Annotated in this window: 23 protein-coding genes and 1 tRNA gene; 21 read left to right on the forward strand and 3 right to left on the reverse strand. The window is 35.0% G+C overall.

The window, feature by feature from the left end; genetic code table 11:
* Positions 1-11: 11 nt before the first annotated feature.
* Both rimP and ABN763_RS12890 read right to left on the reverse strand, forming a co-directional pair.
* Entirely contained in the window at positions 12-473 is a 462-nt protein-coding gene (gene rimP, locus ABN763_RS12885) for a ribosome assembly cofactor RimP (protein WP_410485891.1), read from the reverse strand.
* Positions 474-608: 135 nt separating this feature from the next.
* Positions 609-2369, reverse strand: a complete 1761-nt coding sequence (locus ABN763_RS12890) for a carboxypeptidase-like regulatory domain-containing protein (protein ID WP_410485892.1) — start codon at positions 2367-2369, stop codon at positions 609-611.
* 406 nt (positions 2370-2775) lie between these two features.
* Here ABN763_RS12890 and ABN763_RS12895 point away from each other — a divergent pair.
* Positions 2776-2848, forward strand: a tRNA-Gln gene (locus ABN763_RS12895).
* Positions 2849-3457: 609 nt separating this feature from the next.
* On the opposite strand, the gene ABN763_RS12900 is transcribed toward ABN763_RS12895, so the two are convergent.
* Entirely contained in the window at positions 3458-3922 is a 465-nt protein-coding gene (locus tag ABN763_RS12900) for a hypothetical protein (protein WP_410485893.1), read from the reverse strand.
* A 365-nt stretch (positions 3923-4287) separates the two neighbouring features.
* Between ABN763_RS12900 and ABN763_RS12905 the strand changes: the two genes are divergently transcribed.
* From ABN763_RS12905 to ABN763_RS13000, 20 genes are all read left to right on the forward strand, one after another.
* The gene (locus tag ABN763_RS12905) at positions 4288-7617 is read left to right on the forward strand and encodes a protein O-mannosyl-transferase family (protein WP_410485894.1); all 3330 of its coding nucleotides are present in this window, start codon (positions 4288-4290) and stop codon (positions 7615-7617) included.
* 117 nt (positions 7618-7734) lie between these two features.
* Entirely contained in the window at positions 7735-8379 is a 645-nt protein-coding gene (locus ABN763_RS12910; protein ID WP_410485895.1) for a polysaccharide deacetylase family protein, read from the forward strand.
* 104 nt (positions 8380-8483) lie between these two features.
* Positions 8484-8609: a hypothetical protein gene (locus ABN763_RS12915; RefSeq protein ID WP_410485896.1), complete on the forward strand. Its 126-nt coding sequence runs from the start codon at positions 8484-8486 to the stop codon at positions 8607-8609.
* A 63-nt stretch (positions 8610-8672) separates the two neighbouring features.
* A complete protein-coding gene (locus ABN763_RS12920; protein WP_410485897.1) occupies positions 8673-9218 on the forward strand; it encodes a hypothetical protein in 546 nt (181 codons plus the stop codon).
* A gap of 201 nt (positions 9219-9419) precedes the next feature.
* A complete protein-coding gene (locus ABN763_RS12925) occupies positions 9420-10256 on the forward strand; it encodes a hypothetical protein (protein WP_410485898.1) in 837 nt (278 codons plus the stop codon).
* Between the two features lie 150 nt (positions 10257-10406).
* Complete coding sequence (locus tag ABN763_RS12930) at positions 10407-11087, forward strand: hypothetical protein (protein ID WP_410485899.1); 681 nt, start codon at positions 10407-10409, stop codon at positions 11085-11087.
* Between the two features lie 152 nt (positions 11088-11239).
* Positions 11240-11776: a Crp/Fnr family transcriptional regulator gene (locus ABN763_RS12935; protein ID WP_410485900.1), complete on the forward strand. Its 537-nt coding sequence runs from the start codon at positions 11240-11242 to the stop codon at positions 11774-11776.
* Positions 11777-11857: 81 nt separating this feature from the next.
* Positions 11858-12616, forward strand: a complete 759-nt coding sequence (locus tag ABN763_RS12940; protein ID WP_410485901.1) for a flavodoxin family protein — start codon at positions 11858-11860, stop codon at positions 12614-12616.
* A gap of 162 nt (positions 12617-12778) precedes the next feature.
* Positions 12779-13432, forward strand: a complete 654-nt coding sequence (locus ABN763_RS12945; protein ID WP_410485902.1) for a hypothetical protein — start codon at positions 12779-12781, stop codon at positions 13430-13432.
* A 191-nt stretch (positions 13433-13623) separates the two neighbouring features.
* On the forward strand, positions 13624-14562 hold the full coding sequence (locus tag ABN763_RS12950; RefSeq protein WP_410485903.1) for a formylglycine-generating enzyme family protein: 939 nt from the start codon (positions 13624-13626) through the stop codon (positions 14560-14562).
* 15 nt (positions 14563-14577) lie between these two features.
* Positions 14578-15006 (forward strand): VOC family protein, encoded by a 429-nt coding sequence (locus tag ABN763_RS12955; protein WP_410485904.1) that lies wholly within the window; start codon positions 14578-14580, stop codon positions 15004-15006.
* A 164-nt stretch (positions 15007-15170) separates the two neighbouring features.
* Positions 15171-15653, forward strand: a complete 483-nt coding sequence (locus tag ABN763_RS12960; protein WP_410485905.1) for a DinB family protein — start codon at positions 15171-15173, stop codon at positions 15651-15653.
* A gap of 133 nt (positions 15654-15786) precedes the next feature.
* A complete protein-coding gene (locus ABN763_RS12965; RefSeq protein WP_410485906.1) occupies positions 15787-16383 on the forward strand; it encodes a hypothetical protein in 597 nt (198 codons plus the stop codon).
* Between the two features lie 139 nt (positions 16384-16522).
* Positions 16523-17194, forward strand: a complete 672-nt coding sequence (locus ABN763_RS12970) for a TIGR00266 family protein (RefSeq protein ID WP_410485907.1) — start codon at positions 16523-16525, stop codon at positions 17192-17194.
* Between the two features lie 92 nt (positions 17195-17286).
* The gene (locus ABN763_RS12975) at positions 17287-17724 is read left to right on the forward strand and encodes a hypothetical protein (RefSeq protein ID WP_410485908.1); all 438 of its coding nucleotides are present in this window, start codon (positions 17287-17289) and stop codon (positions 17722-17724) included.
* Positions 17725-17943: 219 nt separating this feature from the next.
* Positions 17944-18456 carry a YdeI/OmpD-associated family protein gene (locus tag ABN763_RS12980; RefSeq protein WP_410485909.1) on the forward strand — a complete coding sequence of 171 codons (513 nt, stop codon included), beginning with the start codon at positions 17944-17946 and terminating at the stop codon, positions 18454-18456.
* A gap of 219 nt (positions 18457-18675) precedes the next feature.
* Positions 18676-19419 carry a hypothetical protein gene (locus tag ABN763_RS12985; protein WP_410485910.1) on the forward strand — a complete coding sequence of 248 codons (744 nt, stop codon included), beginning with the start codon at positions 18676-18678 and terminating at the stop codon, positions 19417-19419.
* Positions 19420-19546: 127 nt separating this feature from the next.
* The gene (locus ABN763_RS12990; RefSeq protein WP_410485911.1) at positions 19547-20740 is read left to right on the forward strand and encodes an alpha/beta hydrolase-fold protein; all 1194 of its coding nucleotides are present in this window, start codon (positions 19547-19549) and stop codon (positions 20738-20740) included.
* 92 nt (positions 20741-20832) lie between these two features.
* The gene (locus ABN763_RS12995; RefSeq protein WP_410485912.1) at positions 20833-21306 is read left to right on the forward strand and encodes a GNAT family N-acetyltransferase; all 474 of its coding nucleotides are present in this window, start codon (positions 20833-20835) and stop codon (positions 21304-21306) included.
* A 184-nt stretch (positions 21307-21490) separates the two neighbouring features.
* Positions 21491-22108: a GntR family transcriptional regulator gene (locus ABN763_RS13000; RefSeq protein WP_410485913.1), complete on the forward strand. Its 618-nt coding sequence runs from the start codon at positions 21491-21493 to the stop codon at positions 22106-22108.
* The last annotated feature ends 9 nt before the right edge of the window (positions 22109-22117 follow it).

Consider the following 22117-nt stretch of genomic DNA (forward strand, 5'->3'; position numbering starts at 1 on the left):
TCAACGTTTAATTAAAATGTTATCATCACTTTTGCTTCAACAATATCTGTATACAGGATTTCCTGTTGTTTTTCTACGGTCACCTTTCCTTTACCAATTGGCTTAGGTTCTCTGGTTTTCCATTTCAGTGCTATTTTGTTGTCGTCGGCACTTACCAATTCGCCTTCAACTTTGTCATTCACTAGTTTTACGCTTAGCTTACGACCAATGTTTTTTTTATACTGTCGCGGTATTTGTAAAGGTGCTGTAGCCCCTGCACTTGTTACCTCAAGACCAAAATCGACCGTATCCCGATCTAAATTGTGCTCAATACCACGGCTTATGTTCATACAATCTTGAAGGGTCACCCCTTTATCACCGTCGATGGTAACCAGAATCTTATGATCACTGCTTATTGTAAAGTCGATCAAAAACAACTCAGGTTGCTTATCTAGTGCATCTTGTAATAATTGTCTGACTTCTTTTTCGAACATAAGTCTATAAAAAGAGGGGACTTTAGGTCCCCTCGTAATTCGTTTTTTCTCTTACAGCGGTGCAAATATACAACTTTTATTAAGAAATATAGCCGGATGATATTGTTTTAAATGGTTATTTTTTTGGAGAATTACTTAAATGCCTACCATAAGAACATTACTATTCATGTTTTTGGTAAATAGTTTATGTACAGATACTTTTTTATCCTGCATTTTTGTACCAAATTGATCATATACCTTCACTTTCACATAGGTGGGTGTAAGGCTTTTATTGCCTAAATATTTAATATTCATTTTCCAACGACCTCTGACCGATTGATCAATAAAAAAGTCTTTTTGATTAAAGCCTATCTGCTTCTCAGCCTTTATGGTTTCTGGCTCGTTTAACATGGTATGATCCCAAGTGACATATTGGTTTTTCGGATTCACAAACTGCACCACAAACTCCGCCTCATTGTCGTTCCACTCTAAAACCACACGGGTGTCTCCAGGATGATACTGACTCATATCAAGTTCACCTTCAACGGGAATTTCAACCCTATTAGCGCTATTAAACCCAACTATTTCATGCTGCAGCATTTGATGAAAGTCAGCATCGGTTTGTAACCAATCACGATTGATCAAATCGAGCATACGCATCATCAGTAATCTGGATTGCTTCGTTTCTCCATTATCTTGAAAATTATCAACTAAGTCCAGATAAGACTGATTGTATTCTGGTCTGAGTATAAAAACGTCTTTATAAATATCCCGAGCCTCTTTATACATTTTACCAGACTCCAGTTGATAGGCCAATGCCTTTAACAAAACCGGATTTGTATTAAGCTTGCTGTAGTGTTTTCTCAAAAAGTCTTTAGCCCCGGACTTATCATTCCATTTGTTTAGATACAAACCAACAACGTCTACATAAAAATAAGCGGATTGATTTGTTTTTGTAAAATCACTCAAAGCCGTCTCAAAAGCATTCTTATTTGCAGTATTTGCTAAACTCTTATAATATTCCGGCGCATAGCGAACCATTTCAGCACTTTCGACCGCATCATTTTCGTAGGTCTTAGCATTGGTATATTGGGCTTGTTTTTGCGCGTTACTTAATACCGGATTATTGACTTTTGTGTTGATCACTATTACACCTGCCCGGCCTAAATTGCCATAGGCATTTGTCAAAGACATACTTCTCAACACAGCAATTCTTCTAATATTTTGTACTGGAATCCAAAAAGGAGTTTGCTCAACTAGTAGCCCATCTACATCGAATAATGCCCCCTGTGATCGATTGCCAATAACAGCATCGGCTTCTGTATTACTGGTACCACCTATAGTCACACCTCTACTTTGACCTCTTATGAAAACATCGCCACCTTGACTGCAATTGCCCTTAATCGTAACCCCGGAAAATTTTCCATTAAGCAAATCGAGAAGACAGACATAATCAGAGATGTAATCTTCTTCGTCTAACACGGCCATAGATCCCGACGAAGTTTCTTGATCGATATACCCGAAAGTTGTACGAACAATTGATTTTTTGCGTTCGTAATCAATAGCATCAATTTTTTTTCTTCGTATTGATCCCTCAACCACAACCTCATCTAATATATCTACCTCTGGGTTCAACTGTACATTCAAAAACTTTGTCACATCCTGAACCAATATTTCTATTGATGTTTTACCTGAATAAGAATAAACCAACGTCTCATTTTCATCGGCCGTTATTTCATAAAAACCTTTAGCGTTAGAGGTTGTAGTGACATCAGAATTTTTCACCGAAATAGTTGCATTGGTTAATGGCATTACACCATCAGAAACATAACCTGTGATTTTTCTAATAGAATCTTGCGCACGCAAACCAAAGCACAACAAAAAAGTGAACAACGTGATCATTAGTTTAATTTTCATAGTAACCTTATTAAAATATTGAACAATAGGACTTAACAAATGAATAAGCGGAAATCAAAAACCTGTTAAATCAGAGGAAAACCATCATCAATATAACTTCCAATCTAAAAGTAGTAATTAATATATGTTTAACCATTTAAAGAAAAGTTAAAACAAAACGCATTGTTTAAAAGAATAAAACTGTATGCCCCAACTATATTTTACAGATGTTTTTATCAAACTCATTCTTTAAACGCGTCCAAACTGATTGGAAGATGAAACAAGCAAACCAATCATAATAGCATGAATAACATTTCCATTTGACAACAGATAAATAATCAATAGCAGTAAAAATCAACTAATTTGTTTGTGCAACTAAAAGTTTGTTTTAAATTTGCACTCGCAATTCTCAAAAGAGATTTGAGGATGGCCCATGGTGTAACTGGCAACACGTCTGGTTTTGGTCCAGAAGAGTCTAGGTTCGAGCCCTAGTGGGCCAACAAAAATCCCGATCATACGATCGGGATTTTTTAGTTTTCAGTATTCAGTTACCAGTAAGCAGTCGTTTTGTTGGCACACTACCGTGGGTGCGGAGTGAGACAAAATGATTAATTTTTCTTAAGTATTTTGACCAATGGAGTGCTCCCCTTAATTCATTAACCTTAGCTATAAAGTACTTCGTGGAGATACGTATAAGAATGAAATTTTAGTTTTCAGTATTCAGTTACCAGTAAGCAGTCGTTTTGTTGGCACACTACCGTGGGTGCGGAGTGAGACAAAATGATTTATTTTTCTTAAGTATTTTGACGAACGGAGTGCTACCCTTAATTCATTAACCCTAGCTATAAAGTACTTTGTGGAGATACGTATAAGAATGAAATTTTAGTTTTCAGTATTCAGTTACCAGTAAGCAGTCGTTTTGTTGGCACAGTACCGTGGGTGCGAGGTCAAGAAAAAGAATTAGCTTTTTTAGAAATTGTTTAAATTGACCGAGTGCTTCCTATTACACTCCGATTAGATTAGCATTTTAATGAACAGTATATTCCCAAGAAAACTTCAACCAAATTAACTAATATATAGGTTCATTGCTTCGTTATCCTAAAACGATCCTATTCTACAGGAAATTTTATAACCGCTACATTATCCCTAAACCAATACTTGTTTTCTATTTTAATACACTTCATCTGCGCCCGGTATGACTCTTTTTTATCGTTTTCTAAAAAAACATAAAATTCAAAAAACTCAAATTTTTTACCTCCATAAACCCGTTGCGATAGTCTAGGTACCAGTTCAGTTACATCGGTAATTTTAAAATCTTCAATTTTAAGTCCTTTACGTTCAAAACTGCCAATACTTTTAGTGAAAGAATTTGAAACAAATTTGTAATATTCAGCTTCATCTACTCCGTCTGCTTGTAACCCATTCACTTTGTGAGGCATAAAAAATAATTGAAACTTGTTAAAATCATCTTGTCTCAATGTTTCGAAAACGCTATATGCAAGCTGTACATGATCATCTTTTTTGCTATTTGATTGACAGCTAAAAACAAGTAATACGATTAGAATTTTTTTCATTAGGATTTGGTTCGTTACGTTGTTTGCAGATCTATTGGGTCTAAAATTTTTATAACATCTCAAAAGTACCACCTAAAAAATAACTGGCAATTAACCCCCCACCAAGTTTTTACACTGGGCCAATTCGTCGAGCTTACTAGATCACCGCTAGGTTTTGTTCAAAAACGTATTACATCTGTTTCTGAAAGATGAAGCTGCTTTTTCTCATTTCAAAGTGTTCAAAACAACGAATTCCAATACCATCATCAAGACGGAACTATTTTATAATGACGAAGGAAGGAAAATGAACGAGTATTTAAGCCTAATTTAAGAGTTGATTTGGTATTAATTACTAAATTCGCCCAAATGCTTCTAAAAACCTTTTGATGAGCGAGCAACAATATAAAAAGTGGAACATTATCGTAGGCTGGATCGCATTTGCGATAGCCTTGATTACCTATATGTTAACCGTTGAACCTACGGCCAGTTTCTGGGATGCGGGCGAGTACATTTCAACAAGTGCAAAATTGCAAGTTGGGCACCCTCCGGGAGCCCCACTTTTTCAGATGATTGGTGCATTTTTTGCATGGTTCGCCATGGAGCCAGAGCAAGTTGCCTTGATGGTTAATCACATGTCAGTATTTGCCAGTGCATTTACTATTTTATTTATGTTCTGGACTATCACACAGTTTGTTAAAAAATTCGTGATCAAAGAAGGTGAATTAACGATGGGTAAAGCGCAAGCCATATTGGGCAGCGGACTCGTAGGTGCACTCGCTTTCACCTTTACCGATAGTTTTTGGTTTAATGCCGTAGAGACTGAAGTATATGCCATGGCAAGTTTTATGATGGCGCTGTTACTCTATCTAGGGCTTCGATGGGAACAGGACATGCATACTCCTAGAGGCAACAAATGGCTAATTCTAATCGCCTTTTTAATCGGCTGTACCTTCGGTATACAGTTTATGGGTATGTTGGCTATTCCTTCCATCGGGCTGATCTATTTTTTCAAGAATTATAAGGACTACGATCTTAAAACATTTTTAATTGCCAACGTCGCGGTTGTGGTAATATTGATGATTATCTATCGATTTATGCTCACCACTATTTTGACCATTTTTAGTGGACTTGAAGTATTTTTTGTCAACACCATCGGACTACCTTTTAATTCAGGAACAATCATTACCGGGCTTCTATTTATCGGCTTATTTTATTACGGTTTGAATTATACCCGTAAAAAGAAATGGGTGCACTTAAATACTGCAGTCCTCTGTTTTCTTTTTATGTGCGTTGGTTTTTCGTCCTGGTTAATGATCCCTATTCGAGCGAACGCACAGGTCGTAATTAACGAGAACAATCCCGCTAGTGCACGTGAGCTGCTGGCATATTACAATCGCGAGCAATACCCTAGTGTGGGTATTGTATACGGACCAATGTATACCGAATTATATGCGCTGGTTGATGATGATAACCAGTATGTAGATGACAAACCAAAATACGAGCAGGACAAAAAATTAGGGAAGTATGTGGTTGTAAACGATTGGAAAGATGCGCGCCAGAACTATGACGACCGCCATAAGGGCTTCCTACCAAGAATGTGGAGCTCAGAACACGCTGTCAATTACATGGTACACGCTGGCGTACCTGAATTTAAATTGAAACCCGAATATCGCTTTGAACCCAATGCACGTAAAGCGGTAGATCAGTTTCTGGCGGCTTACGATGCAGGTGAAGTCGATTATGAAGGGTATCACAATTTCCTGCGTCAAATGGAGCGGTATATTGACATTGAAAAACCCGGGTTTTTTCAGAATATGAAGTTTATGCTACAATACCAATTGGGTTATATGTATTGGCGCTATTTTATGTGGAATTTTGCTGGGCGCCAAAACGATATACAAGGAAAATACGACATGCAAAATGGGAACTGGCTCAGTGGTATCCCTTTTATAGATGAAAATATATCGAATGTTCAACCACAAGACAATTTACCAAGCGATGTGCTGAATAATAAAGGTAGAAATACCTACTTCATGCTCCCTTTGTTACTAGGAGTAATCGGATTGGTATTTCACTTTAAAAAATCAAAAAGTGATTGGTGGGTGCTGCTCGTATTTTTCCTATTTACGGGTATCGCTATTCAAATTTACACCAACATACGACCCTACGAACCAAGGGAACGGGATTACTCGTTGGTTGGTTCTTTTTACATATTTGCCATATGGATCGGAATTGGTGTATATGCATTATTCGACCAGTTAAAAAACATCGTTCCGCAAAAAATATTGGCACCATTACTCACCGTGGCACTACTGGGAATTCCGGCCTTAATGGCTTCCCAAAATTGGGATGATCATGACCGATCAGGACGGTATACCGCGCAATCGATGCCCAAGTCTTATCTGGATTCGTTAGAAGAAAATGCCATTATTTTTACGATTGGCGACAACGACACTTTCGCACTTTGGTACGCACAGGAAATTGAAGGCTACCGTACCGATGTACGGGTCATTAATACTAGTTTATTATACACCGACTGGTACATTGACCAGATGAAACGGGCCGCTTATGAAAGTAAGCCCATTCCGTCACAGCTGACGCATGAGCAATACCGATATGGTACTAGAGATCAAATATTGCATCAGCCGTTGACTGAAGAAGCATGGAGCATTCAGCGATTTATGTCATGGGTACAAGATGACGACCCACGAAAACAATATGGCGAAATACTAAAACGCCAAGCGCAAGAATTTGAATTTGATCTGGATGCAATTCCGTCAGCGCAAAAAAGCATGGTATACTATCCCACGCGGAATATATACATCCCGGTAGATAAGGAAGCCGCAGTGCGAAATGGGGCAGTTTCACCAGAAGATGCGGATGAAATTGTAGACACTATTAATATCAGACTTCCTGGATCAATTACCAAAAATCAATTGTTAATGCTCGATATCGTAGCAAACAACAACTGGGAACGCCCTATTTATTTCTCTGGTGGTAGTTTTGATGCCAAGGAGTATATCTGGATGAAGGATTATCTGCAGCTTGATGGCATGGCCTACAAGCTAGTCCCTATTAAAACGCCGGTTGACAGTAGCAATCCGTTTGAAATGGGACGTGTAAATGCCGATGTCATTTATAAGAATATCAAAAAATGGACCTGGGGCAACTCAGAAAGAGAAGATATTTATCACGATCCGGAGACGCGTCGCAATAGTATTACCTATCGAAGCAATATGGCCCGTGCCATGGAAAAGTTATTGGAAGAAGGTAAGACCCAAGAAGCTAAAGAAGTAATTGATTTGGCGGTAAACAAAATGCCTATTGAATACTTTGGGTACTATGTGTTTGTAGAACCTTTTGCCGATGGATATTATAAAGTAGGTGAAAAAGAAAAAGCTCGTGAATTGCTAACCAAGATCATCGGTAAGTACCAGGAAAGTCTTATTTATTATAGCGGACTAGAACCAGAGCAGCAAATTGCTTTTGGAGAAGATATTTTTTCTGACATTGAATATTACCGCCGACTCGTTTTGGTCATGGTTGAAAACGGAGATGATGAAGCTGCAGAACGCGCGCTATTAGAATTTAGAGAATATGCAAAGTTGTTTTATCCTGATGAAGAAGCGCCGCAAATTCCGCCAATAGAATCACAAGTACCAGAAGATGCTCCAGTGGAAATCAACGATTCTGTAGCAGACGATACCATAAATTAAACGTTCTTTTGCCTGGCTCCATTATCAGTGCGCATACGCGCACCTGAAGTTGTATCGCTAGCACAAGGAGAACCCTTTTTTGCGGGTATGGGTAACAGTGTAATTGATGATCGTTAAATGAAATTTATTCCGGCAAAAACACCCCATTGGATTCAATTACTGTTGCCTAATTATGTGTGGCGCATTTCCGGCACGGATAAAACCATGTACCTCACATTTGACGACGGCCCTATTCCTGGAGTAACAGAATGGGTGTTAGATATACTACACCAATACAATGCAAAGGCGACCTTTTTTTGCATCGGTGATAACGTCAGGAAACATCCTGATATTTTTAATCGGTTGTTAGAAGAGCAGCATCGTGCCGCCAATCATACTTTTCATCATATTAAGGGATGGAAAACCAACACCAAAGACTATTTAGAAAATATTGCGTTGGCTGAAGCAGAAATGGCAAAACATTCGCTATATCTACAGCAAAAGAAAAAACTATTTCGCCCACCCTATGGTGAGATCACCATACCCAAAGGAAAAGCCTTGCGCAAAATAGGATATGACATTATCATGTGGGAAGCGCTAGCCATTGATTGGAAAGCCGAAATTCCGGTTGAAAAAAGCGCTTCAAACATCATAAACAATGCAAAACCGGGTAGTATTGTGGTTTTTCATGATAGTGTAAAAGCGGAACGCAATATGAAATATGCGTTAGAAAAAACCCTAGAGCACTTTTCAGAAAAAGGCTTCTCGTTTAACGCATTGTAACCCCTCACACACTTCGCCATAGTTATGCAACACATTTATTAGAAAATGGCATTGACATTCGATACACACAAGAACTTTTAGGGCATGCAAAACCAGAAACGACCATGATTTATACACATGTTGTAAAAAAGGATTTATTGAGTATTGAAGGTTCGATTGATGCGTTGGTCCAAGCACTTTCGGATCCGGATAAAAACAATAATAACCTACTCTTATCCGGAAACTTATAACCGGATATCAGTATATTTGATTCTGATATAACAAGTTGTATGCAATATCAAAAAAAAAGAAATATGATTAAAAAATTAATTGTTCTCGCGTTTATTCTAAGCTCTATTTATTTACAAGGGCAAAGCCCTAAAAGAGTTTTAAAAAAAATTGGAGATAATCCGATATATTTTATCGATAGTATTAATGTTTCTGGAGAAGAATTAAAAAAATACAATCCCAATCAAATTGCTTCTGTTACGGTATTTAAAGGTAAAGAGGCGATTGAACTTTTAGGCGAAAATGGTAAAGACGGAGCCATTTATATCGAAACTGTAAATTTTTCAAGATTAAGATATTGGAAATTTTTCAGTTCAAAATCATCATCTTACAGTGAGTTAGTCCCCAGTTTTGACTCCGACTCTAATATTCAATATATCCTTAATGATCGAGTTCTAACTGATAATTTTGAAGGTGACTTAGCAACAATAAATGATGATATTTTCAAGGATATTAAGATAATTGACAAAAAAACTCTGCAAAAAGAGTATGAAATCCACGATAAAGACTACGGAGTTGTAATACTATCGAATAAGCCTAAAGATTTGTATAAAGCAAGAAAGAAATTTTAAATGCTACTGCATACAACAATGGCTATAATTCATTGTGGTTTTGTGCCGCACCAAAATAATAGTATAAATCAAACGGCTGGATTTCAGCGGAATAATCCTGCCTTGGCCAACGCTGCAGCTGGCCCATGGCAGTGCCATGTCCTCACAACGAAATCATAGCCGGGACCGTTTTAAAACATTTAAAAAAAATCACGAACTGAATTGGGAACTTGGGGAACCGCAATAAAAAGTAACGATACTTCAGCAGATATTTATGCTGATTTTTTTGACTTATACAATGATGGAAAAGAGCCTAACAAAATCAAAAACAAACTGATTTCTGAAAACCCAAACGGAACAAATGATTTTTGGTTTGCTTTGGCTTTGGCTCTCTGGGAAACGAAAAGTTTATCGAATGACATTTTAGAAAAAATTCGTGGAATAATAGAAAGTGAATCTGATTTAAAATTGTGGAAAGAACTTGATGCAAGTGAATCGGACATTAAAAAAAGAAAAATTGTCCTTGATAAATTTTTAGTAAAATTAGAATCAGAAAAAGCAAAACCAAAAGCACGCAAACGAATTGTAAAAAAAGAGCCGATTTTTAAAAAAGGAACTTGTTTAACATTCAGATTAGAAAACGGAAATTATGGTGGTGGAATAGTTTTAGAATCTGACTTGGAAACAGGTTTTGGATATAATTTAATTGTTACTACACGAATAAACCAAGCTGAAAAGCCAACAATTTTGGACTTTAAAAAGTGTAATGTTTTAGTTGCAAGTTTTGGACATTGGAAAAATGAACCGAAAGTAACTTGGTATTTACCCAAGCAATTTAAAAAAGAATTTTCAGAGTTGTTTGAGAACGTTGGCGAAATTCCAGTCGAAGTGAAATACACACCTAATGGAAGTGAAATACACGCGAGTTTTTCGGCAGGTTGGCAAAATATTATCGAACCGATGGACAAACAACTAGAACATGAAAAGATGAACGGAATAACAAAATCCTTTTCGATTAATAAACTGATAAAGAAAAAAAAGTGGTGGCAATTTGGATAAGAAACGTTTTACAACAATGTATAATCGCAATTACGGCGGATTCGACTACGTCCGAATCCACTCGGAATTGCGAGCGCTAGTTCTTAACCGAAAAATAGTAACTTAAAACCCGTAACTGACGGTTATACGAGACCTTTGGCAATAATTTAGATGAGTAACGAAAAAGAAGAAAAAATAATCCGTCATTTAAGAAGTCAAAAAGAAAATAACGATAGTTTTATTTTTAAGATTCCTGAACATCTAGAAAGGAAAAACATCGCATATCATAGCATTATACTTGATTTAAAAACCTGTAAAGAAGCATTGTTGCAATTACAAGAAATCAATAGTGAAATTGTTCAGACTTCTTTATTTACAACTGTTATAATTCTATATGGAAAATGCTTTACCGATAGCTCGTCTACAAAATCTCCTAAGTTACAATCTGATTTATTTAGCTCTGAAAATGAAAACTTAAAAAAACTACATTTAAATCTTATGAATATGAGACATAATTTCGTAGCTCATAGAGGACAAACCGAACATGAATTTGGAAAAGCTTATTTTCAAGTCTATCCAAAAACTAATACTTGGGGAATAAAAGTAGCTTTACAAAGAAGACACAGTTTTGAGAAAATTGAAATACCTAATTATTTAGAACTGATAAACCATTTGATCCGAATTGCTGTAGACAAATATGATAAGGTTGGAAAAAAAATAATTTCACACATCATGACAAAATATAATTATCCTGGTTCAGGTAAAAATGAATTAGAATTGTTGAATGAAATTGGTGCTGAATTGGAAAATTATGTAACGAATATAAAACGTAAAAGAAAAAAGTACAAATAAAAACTATTGCCAACACCGTATATAAAACATTGCCTAAAGAATAAATAAAAATGGAACTTCTCTCCTAACATAAAATCCCATTTTTTAATTAACTTTCCATAAGTATCGCCACAACCGGCGTTATACAAACCAGTTGGCGTGTATTAAGAAAAATGATAAATATAGAAGATATACTGAATTCCCATTCGAATGTTAAAGCAAGGACTTTTAAAAAAGGTCACATTATCCAGCAAGCAGAAAGTTCTGCGACTCCTAGTATTTATGTAAAAAAAGGTATTCTTAGAAGTTACATTATTGACAGTAATGGAAAAGAACATATCTATATGTTTGCCTCTAAGGGCTACATAATAGGTGATATTGAAGCTATGGAATATCATCAATCCACACAATTGTACATTGATTGTCTAGAAGACTGTGAGGTTATTCTTTTTGATAAGGAGCAGTTGTTAACTATTTTATCAAAAGAACACACGGTAATTTTTAACCAACTACTTTCTAGACGAATTGGACGACTTCAACGTAGAGTTCTTATGTTAATGGGAGCTCCTGCTATTGATAGATATGCATATTTTTTAGAAATTTATCCAGAGCTGCCAATCAGGGTGCCTCAAAAAATGATTGCCTCTTACCTCGGAATTTCTCCACAAACCTTGAGTTCTATTAGAAGTGAAATAGCCAGAAGAAAATAATATCATTTCTTCATCTATACGAATGCCTAGCTTCATTGTAGCGCTTATTTTTGAATTACTAAATTTTAAAATCGTGAGAAAATGAGCGAACAGTTAAATAAACTAACGAAAAAATATGTTAAGAATGCCCCAGCAAAATATGATGATTTAAAAGTTTTGTTTCTTAATTGTACTTTAAACAGAACTCCAGTACTATCGCATACAGAAGGACTGATAAAAAAAGCGCAAGCAATTTTTGAATCGGTTGGAGCTGCTACCAAAATTATTAGACCTGTTGACTATGATATTCCTGCGGGTTTAGGTCTTGATATGTCTAAAACTCCAGAATGGGATAAGGATGATTGGCCTATTATACAAAAAGAGGTGGACGATTGTGATATTTTAATCCTTTGCACCTCAGTATGGCTTGGAGAAAAATCATCTGTTTGTAATAGAACATTAGAAAGAATGTATGGTTATACGCATCAATTCAACGAAAAAGGTCAGTACAGAGACTATGATAAAGTTGGAGCCACTTTGATTACCGGTAATGAAGATGGTGTAAAACATTGTGCAATGAATATCTTATTTTCTTTATCTCATATAGGCTATACTGTCCCTCCACAAGCTGACGCAGGCTGGATGGGAGAAGCTGGACCAGGTCCATCTTATATGGATGAAGGTTCAGGAGGGCCTGAAAATGATTTCACAAATAGAAATACCACCTTCTTGGTATGGAACTGTTTACACTTGGCAAGAATGTTAAAAGACCAGGGAGGTATTCCTGCTTTTGGAAACCAACCTGATGAATGGCAAGCAGGATGTAAAGCAGGATTTGACAGTCCGGAACACAAAAGGTAAACAACACGTCAACATCGTGTATAAGTAATAGCGGTTTGAGTTAGCACTCAAACCGTTTTTTTTATTTAATTAGAGTATATTGAAATTTGAAAAGGGATTTTATTAAACCCGCTACTGCTTATACCCTAACCCGTTGTAAAACATTTGAACCAATCAACAAATATGGAAATAGACCACATATTTATATTTTCAAACAATGGCGGAAAAGAGGCAGATAAATTAGTTGAGTTTGGGTTGACCGAAGGAAGTAGTCGAATTCATCCAGGACAAGGTACAACAAACCGCAAGTTTTATTTTGAGAATTTTTTTCTTGAAATTTTATGGGTCATTGACGAAAGTGAAATCCGAAATGAATTGACCGCTAAAACAACACTTTGGGAGCGTTCTCAATTTGAAAAGAATAATAATTCACCTTTTGGATTATGTTTAGTCAACTCAAAATTGACCGACAAGCTTTTTGAGCAAAGCGAGGTTTATCAACCGAATTACTTTCCAAAAGGAATGTCAATTGATATGATTACAAACGAAAAAAAACCATATTTACCTTGGACTTTCAGACTTCCATATCGTGATAAAAAAAAAGCCTATAATGAACCAACAGATCACAATAATGGTATACGAAAACTCACTCAAGCGGAATTTGAAGTAGAAGTACCACTAAATAAGAGCGACAACGAATTTAAAAGCTACTTTGAAAGTGCTGAAAATATTGATTTCAAAAATGGTCAGCGAAATCATTTAACTCTTGAATTTGACACTAACAGTCAACTGAAAGTAATAGAATTTAAAGAACTAAATTTGACGATAAGATACTGAATAAAAACATTTTACAACAATGCATATCCTCAATTATAGCGGATTTGAATACGTCCAAATCCACTCGTAATTGAGAGTTCTGTATCAACACGAGAATAACTAACTTAAAACCAGTAACTAACGGTTATACGAAACCGTAGGCAGCAATAAGGTATTTGGATTAAATTCAAATTTTAATACTTAATTGAAGTATGTATTACCAATACAGCAATAAAATATTTTTAATATCCATTATTTTAATTATTTCCTTGGTGATTTCTTGCCATGAAAAAGAAGAAGGTTTTTTTGTCGGCGGTCTTGAATACTCATTCATACCTCAAGGAGAATTTTTGATGGGCTGTATTCCCGGAGATAGCTTGTGCTGGAAGGAAGAACTGCCAAGGCGAAAAGTACAAATTAAAGAAGGATTTTGGATTACATCCACAGAAATAACGGTTGGTTCTTTTAGAAAATTTACTGAGAATTTTAATTATACTCCCGAGTCCCAATTAAAAAATAAAGGGCGTATTTTTCAAAATGAGATAAACGATTGGGTTTGGACTTCAGGAGTGACTTGGAAAAATCCGTTAATGCCAGGATTAACTGTTCCTGATAATTATCCGGTCGCACAAGTTAGTTGGAAAGACGCTCAAAAATATTGTGAATGCATGGGGGGACGATTGCCAACAGAAGCTGAATGGGAATATGCAGCTAGAGCAGGTTTGGAAAATCAATTGTTCACTTGGGGAAATAAATGGATACCGGTTATCGATGGAGTTCCTCAAACCAATGGTCCTGATATTACAACTAAAGCTATTTATTCCAAGATGAGCATTTTTAATGATTATATTGACCATTATGCCACTTATTCACCAGTTGGTTCTTTCCCTCCTAACGGTTATAACCTTTATGATATGTCAGGAAATGTCTGGGAATGGTGTTATGACGACTTCTATTACAGTAGATACAATTATAGTATCGATACAAACCCACCCGACTCTCTAAAGAGGAAAAGTAAAATCGTAAGAGGTGGAACTTGGGCTTATTCACCAGAACAGCATCGATTATCAGAAAGAGGTGTATTTGAGTCTGAAAACTTTTGGACAGCTTCTCTAGGCTTTCGCTGTGTAATTAAAAAGTCTAAGAACTAATTGAACAAAAAAAGTATGAAAACAACAACATTTCTAACATTTGTAGGTGACCAATGCGGAAAGGCTGAAGAAGCAATTAGCTTTTACACTTCCATATTCCCGAATTCAGAAATTAAAAGCATTACAAAGTATTCGGAAGGAGAAGCAGGAGGCACGGCCGAACTCATTAAATTTGGAATATTCTCGTTGAATGGAACTGATTATATGGTTTCTGAAAGTAATTACAATCATACTTGGTCATTTACACCTGGAGTCTCAATTTTTATAAGTGACAGTTCTGATAACTTAATACAAACTCTTTTTGAAAAACTTTCCTCAAATGGAGGTCAGATAATGGTCCCACTGGATAATTATAAGGGTGAAGGCGATTATGGTTTTGGTAAGAAGTTTGGATGGTGCGAAGACAAATACGGTATATCTTGGCAATTTGTGGTTACGGAATAGGTGCTATGACTCAATAGAAGCTTATTAAAATAACTACCGCCAACAACGGCTGTAATTCATTGTGGCAGAATTTCCAAATGGAAATTCCATGCAATTAGTTATCTTTAGTTCTAACGGAAAAATCCATCGGATTTATTCCGGATGCAAACAATAGCAGCAACTAAATGAATAAAATTATTGAAAATATAATTGATCAATTAGAAGAAATCCAACACGGAAAACCTTGGATTGGGAGTACTTTTCAAAAAAAGTTAGATCAAGTAAAGGAAGATGAATATTTCAAAAGACCAATTAAAGATTTACATAGTGTTGCGGAAATAATGAGTCATCTGACCCTTTGGCGAAGCGAAGCAATTTTGAAGATCAAAACTGGAAAAGGAAGTAAAACCGATGATTGTGAGGAAAACTGGTTGGACAATGATAAACTTAAGCTCATCGGTTGGGACCAGATCAAGTCTTCATACGACAAAACTCAATCTGAATTAATAGCATTATTAAGAAACAAAACAGATGATTTCCTTGATCAAGAATACTTTGATACAGACTTTAAAGGCTACTACACCTATAAATGGTTATTAAATGGAATGCTACAACACGATGCTTATCATTTGGGACAAATTGGAATTATTATAAAATACCTAAAATGAAACAGCGGCTGCTAACAACATATATTATTAATTGCTGCAGTTTTTCATTGCGGAAAGGGACTTACCTCCTTTTCCGGAACTAATCATATACATGCTGTTGTGCAACATTTAGAGCAGATTAATTAAAAAATGAATGAAGAGAGTTTTAACCTTTTTACTTTTACTAAAGCTATTTTTTATTTACGGTCAAAATAATAAGGTAGTGTATCCTCAAGGGGTTTACAGCACCTTTCAGGATTTTATTAACAGAAAACCTAGCATAGAAAATTCAATCTCTGCAAAGCAAGGCAAGAATATGATCATCACCACATTCAGAATAAAAGATGGCGACGGCAATAAAATTAAAGACGCATTCGCCGTGTCAGATGGTGAAAATCTCTATGTACGTACAAATGCTATGCTTGAGCATCTAACAAATTCTGAGTTTAATAAACCGAATGCGACTAATAAAGACTATTCCATAGCAAAATTCGTAAATAGTGACCATCATTATTTTGAAGTTTTTTTTCAAAACAAATCTGTGAGAGCCTGGGGGATTGGAAAAGTATACTTGGCCGGAATCATTTATGTCAATTCCACACGAAAGTTCACATTTTTGGACACAAAAAAAGATTTAAAGATAGTCGTGGGAGAAAGGGAAATTGAAAATGGAAATGACGACGACAGGGTCAACGGAGAGAATATTAAGGTCGCGCGGAAAGCTATATCTATCTTATTTAAAGATAATTAAAAACGGCACCCAACAACAGCTATAACCAATTGTCCACCAAAGCTTGATCTAATTCTTTATCTTAGTTTTGAATAAAACCTCTTGGCCGTTGCTTGCACTAATCAGCAACAGGTCATAGCCAAACCGTTGTAAGTAATTTATGAAAACCACCATATCAGAATACCCAAACTCATATTTAAGAATTGAACTAAATGAATCTGAGCAGATAATAGTTGAAAGGGGTGCAATGATTTTATCTGATGGAAACTATGAATTAAAGACAAAATTTGAGGCAAAAACCTTTAACAACTGGATTGGGAAATTATTTGGAGGAAAAAGTTTAGCGTATAACATATATAAGGCTAAAGAAAAAATTGAGATGATTTTTTCACCTGACAAAAACGGAGAAATATTTGAAATTGAAATTAATGAAAACAAAGAAGTAATTATCGAACCAAACGCTCACTTTGCTAGAACAAATGAAATAGATTTGAAAATAATTAATAAAGATTGGAAGACTACACTTAATGATGGCTTAAAAATGAAAGCTAGTGGAAATGGAAAATTATTTCTAATCGGTTATGGGAAAATAATTAATCAAAAACTAAATCCAGAAAAAGAATACTTGGTTGACGAAGATTACCTAGTTGCATTTGACAGTAATTTAGAAGTAAAAACAGTTTCTTCTGGATTTAAAGAACTAGTTAGAAGCGGGGAAGGTTATTTATATTCTATTAGAGGAAATGGTGAAATTTGGACGCAAACTAGAGAAGAACATGAAATGTCATCTCGTAGTGGAATAATTAATAACATAATAGGAATATTTAGATAAAAATTACTGATAACAATGACTATAACTCATTGTGATTTTGCTCCACACCAAAATCACAGCCGAAACCATTAGCCAACATTTGGAAAGACCTTATGAACAAAAGAAAAACTATTTCAATAGTACTTTTGGCTATTGGTGTTGCTTTAAGCATTGCCTTTATATTAAGGATTGAATTTCCTCAAGGATTTGAGGCATACTTTAAAAGGGAATATTACAATCAGTTTGGTCCTTTGGCCATAAGCGTTGAACTTTTAATAGCAGGTTACTACTTTTTAATAGGGCATAAAAAAACAAATTTCGCTTTAGCCCTTTTTGGGTTTACCGCCTTGCTAGACCCGCTCTTTGACCAATTAGGCCTTTTCGAGAGCATTGTACCTCTACACGGACCGATAATTTTATCGATTTGTGGTCTGTTATGTATCTGGCTAGCATTTGCAAACCCATTTGAATTAAAACGTTTATCTCGTTTGATAGCCATATTAAGTCTTGTCCTTGGAGTTTTTGTTGAGTTGTTCTTCAACTATTTTTGATACAAGTATTTGCCAACAATGACGATAATTCATTAGCAGAATTTCCCTAACTGAAATTCTTATCTTGTAAAGATTACTGGAGTTTCTCAGAATAGTCTTTTCAGGCGATTCCGTAATGAAACCATAACCAAATTGTTATTGTAATTATATCAAATGATTAAAACTGAGAATTTCCGACAAGTTGAAATTTCTTCTCAGAAGGAACTAAGATCTTGGCTGTTGAAGAATCATACTCAGCCTGAAAGTGTTTGGCTTGTAACGTACAAGAAAAGTTACCCAGAAAAGTATGTTTCAAGATGGGAAGTGCTCGACGAATTAATTTGTTTTGGATGGATTGACGGAATTAGACGAAAGCTTGACGACAAAAAAACCATGCAGTTAATATCGCAAAGGAAAGTTGGGCATTGGGCGAAAACATACAAAGAAAGAGCAGTAAAGCTAATAGATGAAGGAAGGATGCACGAATCTGGATTAAAAGCTATCGAGATATCAAAATCGAACGGACTTTGGAACTTTATGGATGACATTGATAACTTGATTGTTCCAGAGGATTTATCTGAAGAACTTTCAAAACTAGATGGTGCTGCGGAGTTTTTCAACGCAATCAATCCTTCAAGTAAAAGGTTTGTATTGCGATGGATTAAATTGGCTAAAGCTGAGAAAACCAGAGAAAGTAGAATAAAAAAACTTGTGGAGCTTTCAGCTAAAGGTGAAAAATTACCAGGAAGCTGATAAAATAACTACAGACAACAGCCAGTAACCACCATTGCATCGGATTTTCCGCTGCGAAAAACCCTTTTAAGCCCCTCCTCCATCGTTTTTAATTAACTTAGATACCTAGAAATCTGCAACGGATCGTTATACAAATCCATTAACACATATTCCCTTTAAGCCGATGCATTTTGCAACACTAATTGATTTAATAAAACCCTTAAATGAAATAGCATTATTATGACTAAATCACACTTATTAATTCTTCTAATATTAATTCCTGTTGTAGTACTTGGACAGAAAAAAAACAATCAGAGATTGGCTGAAATCACTTATAGTTCAATTCAAAAAAAATTAAGTGCTCCCATGAGTGATAGAAGAGATGCTTCAGTTAAAATGCTCAATGGGATATTAGAAATGGCCACAAAAAAAGAGTTTATCAATAAAATAAACGATCATAAAGAATATCTGGAGCGTTTAGAATATTTCGAAATACCAAAAGTCGATGTGTCACGCATCAATGACAGTATAGCCAATTCAAAAGATTTGGCATTTGAAAAAGTCAATAATACATATTTTATCGAACCGAATGGGGATTTCAAAAAAGTATTGAATAACAACAAAACAGGAATGTATCTTTATATATACATAAATGAAAACAGCAATATGTTTTTGGAATTTGTCAATTATACAAACGGCAAATTACTCTATATTGAAAAAGCTGCGCTAAAATTTGATGATACCCAGTTTGAATATTATTTGAGCGGAGTTAAATCGAGAGACAATGGTTTTGAGTCCTGTACCATAGAAAGTAATACCAAAAATTTTATCGACTTATTCAAATCAGTAAGTAACCACCAAGGAACTATTACAATCGAATTTACCGGAAAAAATGGAAATAGGACAGCAACCCTGCCCAAGGAAATAACTGAACAAATAAAAAATGTATTTGACCTATATTCTGAATTAAAAGTAAAAGACTAGAAAACGCATTACAACGATGGCTATAATCCATTGCTACTACTCTACTCTACTATAATTAAAATTACTACTTTTAAATAGGTTGATTCACAACGAAATCATAGCCGAATTGTTCAAGTGCATTAAAAACATGAAGACAAAAATTTTATTCTTCACATTCTTATTATTCTGTTGTTTCACTGTCAATGCGCAAATTAATACTGAGAGCAATATAGTCGGTTCAACAATCCTAATTAAATCGAATGTTTTAAATCAAGAAAGAGAAATTCAAGTATTCTTGCCCAAAAGTTATTCGAGTTCGGAAAAAAAGTTTCCAGTGCTATATATTTTAGATGGACAACGGTATTTTTTACATGGAGTGAGTCTTCAAAAGACATTCGTAGAATTTAAACAATCACCTGAATTTATCATTGTGGGAATATCCAAATTGTCTTCCGATAGAAATAGAAACTATAGTGCCAATTCAATGAACTACTTGAATTTTATAAAAAATGAAGTTATTGAATATATAGACTCACAATACAGAACTTCCAAAAATAGAATGTTATTTGGTTGGGCTTATGCAGGTGGTTTTGTTTTGGAAACCATGGTAACTGAACCAAATTTGTTTGATTCATATATAGCAGCAAGTCCTTTTCCTTTACATCAGAAAGTTGATAAAGTTGACAGCTTATTAAGAAAAAATACAACTTTCAGTAAACTTCTATGCTTTACATCGGAAACCAATGAAGGGGTTGTCAAAGAGGGAACTCGTGAATTAAATAAGCTCCTTTCTGAAAAAGCTCCTAACACTTTTAACTGGAGCTTTGAAGAATTACAGGGAGAAGAGCATAGATCGACCCCGTTTACAACCTTATATCGAGGCTTAAAGAGGCATTTTGATTTTTACCCTGAGTTACAATTCAACAGCTTGGAAGAATTTATAAAGGCTGGAGGGTTAAATTTTGTGTATGACTATTACAAGAAAAGAGCCTTGAAATATGGTTTTTCAAGTGATTTAAGCGATTGGACCATGTTTAGCATCACCAGAAATGCCATGCGGGCGAATAGCCTTGAACAATTTGAAAAGTTAGTTAATGAGTTCAAACCAACAGGATACATCAAAAGACTACGAGAAAACAGAGCCTGTTCAATTGCAGAATTCTATTTAGAGCATAAGCAATTTGCCAAGGCTAAGGAATTATTCTTTGAAATAACAGAGAAAAATCCAAATTCTGTAAGAGCTTTAAACGGAATAGGAAATACGTATAAAGGGGAGAATAATGAGCGAATGTCTAAAAAATATTTTCGAAAAGCTCAAGACATATCTAAATCAAACCAATAACGCTTGCTAACAATATATAACCCAAAAGTAATAACTTAAAACTAATAACTTACGGCTATATAGGACCGTTCACATTAATTAAGAAAACCAAATTGGAAATTAGGGAGATACATAGAAATGACTATACCATTTCAACTGACAAGGATAAATTAGATATTTTGAGCATTCACAAATTCCTTGCAAACGAAACTGATTGGGCTAATGGAATTCCAATCAATACCTTAAAAACATCCATTGAAAACTCTTTAAATTTTGGACTTTATTACCAAAACGAGCAAATTGGCTTTGCTAGAATAATTTCAGATTATTCTACTATTGCTTATTTAGGAGATGTTTATATTCTAAAAGAATATAGAGGAAAGGGATTGAGTAATTGGCTTATGAATGAAATAATGGGACACCCAAATCTTCAAGGATTAAGACGCTGGATTTTATTAACTAATACGGCTGAATGGCTTTACAAAAAGTATGGGTTTACGGAATTACCTAATCCTGAATTTTATTTAGAAAAACACAATCCTAATGTATACAACAGACTAGAGAAAACGAATGCCGACAACGGATAAAAATAATAACAATTAATCCGCTAGTACCCATATACAAGGCCGTTCAAGCACATTAGCTAGTCTGCTTTGCAACTGTCGTGTGTTCGTTTCGCTCGGAACAGCTAAAGCGAATCCATTTTGAAAACGACTTCAGATTTTTTCCTATTCATTTTAAAAATCGTATACGATATATTATTTTTACCTCATGATTCAAAAAATTACCTATCGAGACCAAGTAAGAAAATTACTTCTTGATAAAATGAAAACTGGGGAATTATTAGCAGGAAATTCCTTATCACTTGCATCAATTGCAAGAGAGCTAGAGGTAAGTGTTACACCAATCAGAGAAGCTTTAACTCAATTAGAATATTCAAGAATCATTAAATATATACCAAATCGTGGTTTTATTATTCCAGAATTAAATGACTCAAAAGCCAAAAATTTATACCAACTCGTTGCCAACCTAGAAGCCTTAGCCATTGAAAATTCTGTTTATTCTAAATCAACAATCACAAAACTAAAAAAACAACAAAAGGAGATTGAAAATGCAAAAAGCGCTATCGACCGAATTAATGCGGATATTAAGTTCCATAACATCCTAACCTCGGAATATGATAATCAAACAGCACAACAAATTTTACTTGACTTAAAAACAAGAATATTTTTCTATGAAGTTGAATTCATGAAACATCAACAATTTCATAAGAATTCAAAACATCACCATCATCTTATCATTGAATATATAGAAAATGGGAAAATTAAAGAGGCTGTAGAGTTAGTAAAAATTAACTGGCTTCAAATATTAGACTTTATGAAATTATGAAAATACTGG

It is taken from the genome of Spongiivirga sp. MCCC 1A20706 (assembly GCF_046524175.1).
GTDB lineage: Bacteria > Bacteroidota > Bacteroidia > Flavobacteriales > Flavobacteriaceae > Spongiivirga.

What these genes read in the sequence shown, in the direction of transcription:
- ABN763_RS12960 (WP_410485905.1), top strand. Translation starts at nt 15,171, where the DNA reads ATGAATAAAATTATTGAAAATATAATTGATCAATTAGAAGAAATCCAA.
- ABN763_RS12920 (WP_410485897.1), top strand. Translation starts at nt 8,673, where the DNA reads ATGATTAAAAAATTAATTGTTCTCGCGTTTATTCTAAGCTCTATTTAT.
- ABN763_RS12910 (WP_410485895.1), top strand. Translation starts at nt 7,735, where the DNA reads ATGAAATTTATTCCGGCAAAAACACCCCATTGGATTCAATTACTGTTG.
- ABN763_RS12930 (WP_410485899.1), top strand. Translation starts at nt 10,407, where the DNA reads ATGAGTAACGAAAAAGAAGAAAAAATAATCCGTCATTTAAGAAGTCAA.
- ABN763_RS13000 (WP_410485913.1), top strand. Translation starts at nt 21,491, where the DNA reads ATGATTCAAAAAATTACCTATCGAGACCAAGTAAGAAAATTACTTCTT.
- ABN763_RS12970 (WP_410485907.1), top strand. Translation starts at nt 16,523, where the DNA reads ATGAAAACCACCATATCAGAATACCCAAACTCATATTTAAGAATTGAA.
- ABN763_RS12990 (WP_410485911.1), top strand. Translation starts at nt 19,547, where the DNA reads ATGAAGACAAAAATTTTATTCTTCACATTCTTATTATTCTGTTGTTTC.
- ABN763_RS12975 (WP_410485908.1), top strand. Translation starts at nt 17,287, where the DNA reads ATGAACAAAAGAAAAACTATTTCAATAGTACTTTTGGCTATTGGTGTT.
- ABN763_RS12950 (WP_410485903.1), top strand. Translation starts at nt 13,624, where the DNA reads ATGTATTACCAATACAGCAATAAAATATTTTTAATATCCATTATTTTA.
- ABN763_RS12900 (WP_410485893.1), bottom strand. Translation starts at nt 3,922, where the DNA reads ATGAAAAAAATTCTAATCGTATTACTTGTTTTTAGCTGTCAATCAAAT.
- rimP (WP_410485891.1), bottom strand. Translation starts at nt 473, where the DNA reads ATGTTCGAAAAAGAAGTCAGACAATTATTACAAGATGCACTAGATAAG.
- ABN763_RS12955 (WP_410485904.1), top strand. Translation starts at nt 14,578, where the DNA reads ATGAAAACAACAACATTTCTAACATTTGTAGGTGACCAATGCGGAAAG.
- ABN763_RS12945 (WP_410485902.1), top strand. Translation starts at nt 12,779, where the DNA reads ATGGAAATAGACCACATATTTATATTTTCAAACAATGGCGGAAAAGAG.
- ABN763_RS12905 (WP_410485894.1), top strand. Translation starts at nt 4,288, where the DNA reads ATGAGCGAGCAACAATATAAAAAGTGGAACATTATCGTAGGCTGGATC.
- ABN763_RS12935 (WP_410485900.1), top strand. Translation starts at nt 11,240, where the DNA reads ATGATAAATATAGAAGATATACTGAATTCCCATTCGAATGTTAAAGCA.
- ABN763_RS12940 (WP_410485901.1), top strand. Translation starts at nt 11,858, where the DNA reads ATGAGCGAACAGTTAAATAAACTAACGAAAAAATATGTTAAGAATGCC.
- ABN763_RS12915 (WP_410485896.1), top strand. Translation starts at nt 8,484, where the DNA reads ATGATTTATACACATGTTGTAAAAAAGGATTTATTGAGTATTGAAGGT.
- ABN763_RS12890 (WP_410485892.1), bottom strand. Translation starts at nt 2,369, where the DNA reads ATGAAAATTAAACTAATGATCACGTTGTTCACTTTTTTGTTGTGCTTT.
- ABN763_RS12985 (WP_410485910.1), top strand. Translation starts at nt 18,676, where the DNA reads ATGACTAAATCACACTTATTAATTCTTCTAATATTAATTCCTGTTGTA.
- ABN763_RS12965 (WP_410485906.1), top strand. Translation starts at nt 15,787, where the DNA reads ATGAAGAGAGTTTTAACCTTTTTACTTTTACTAAAGCTATTTTTTATT.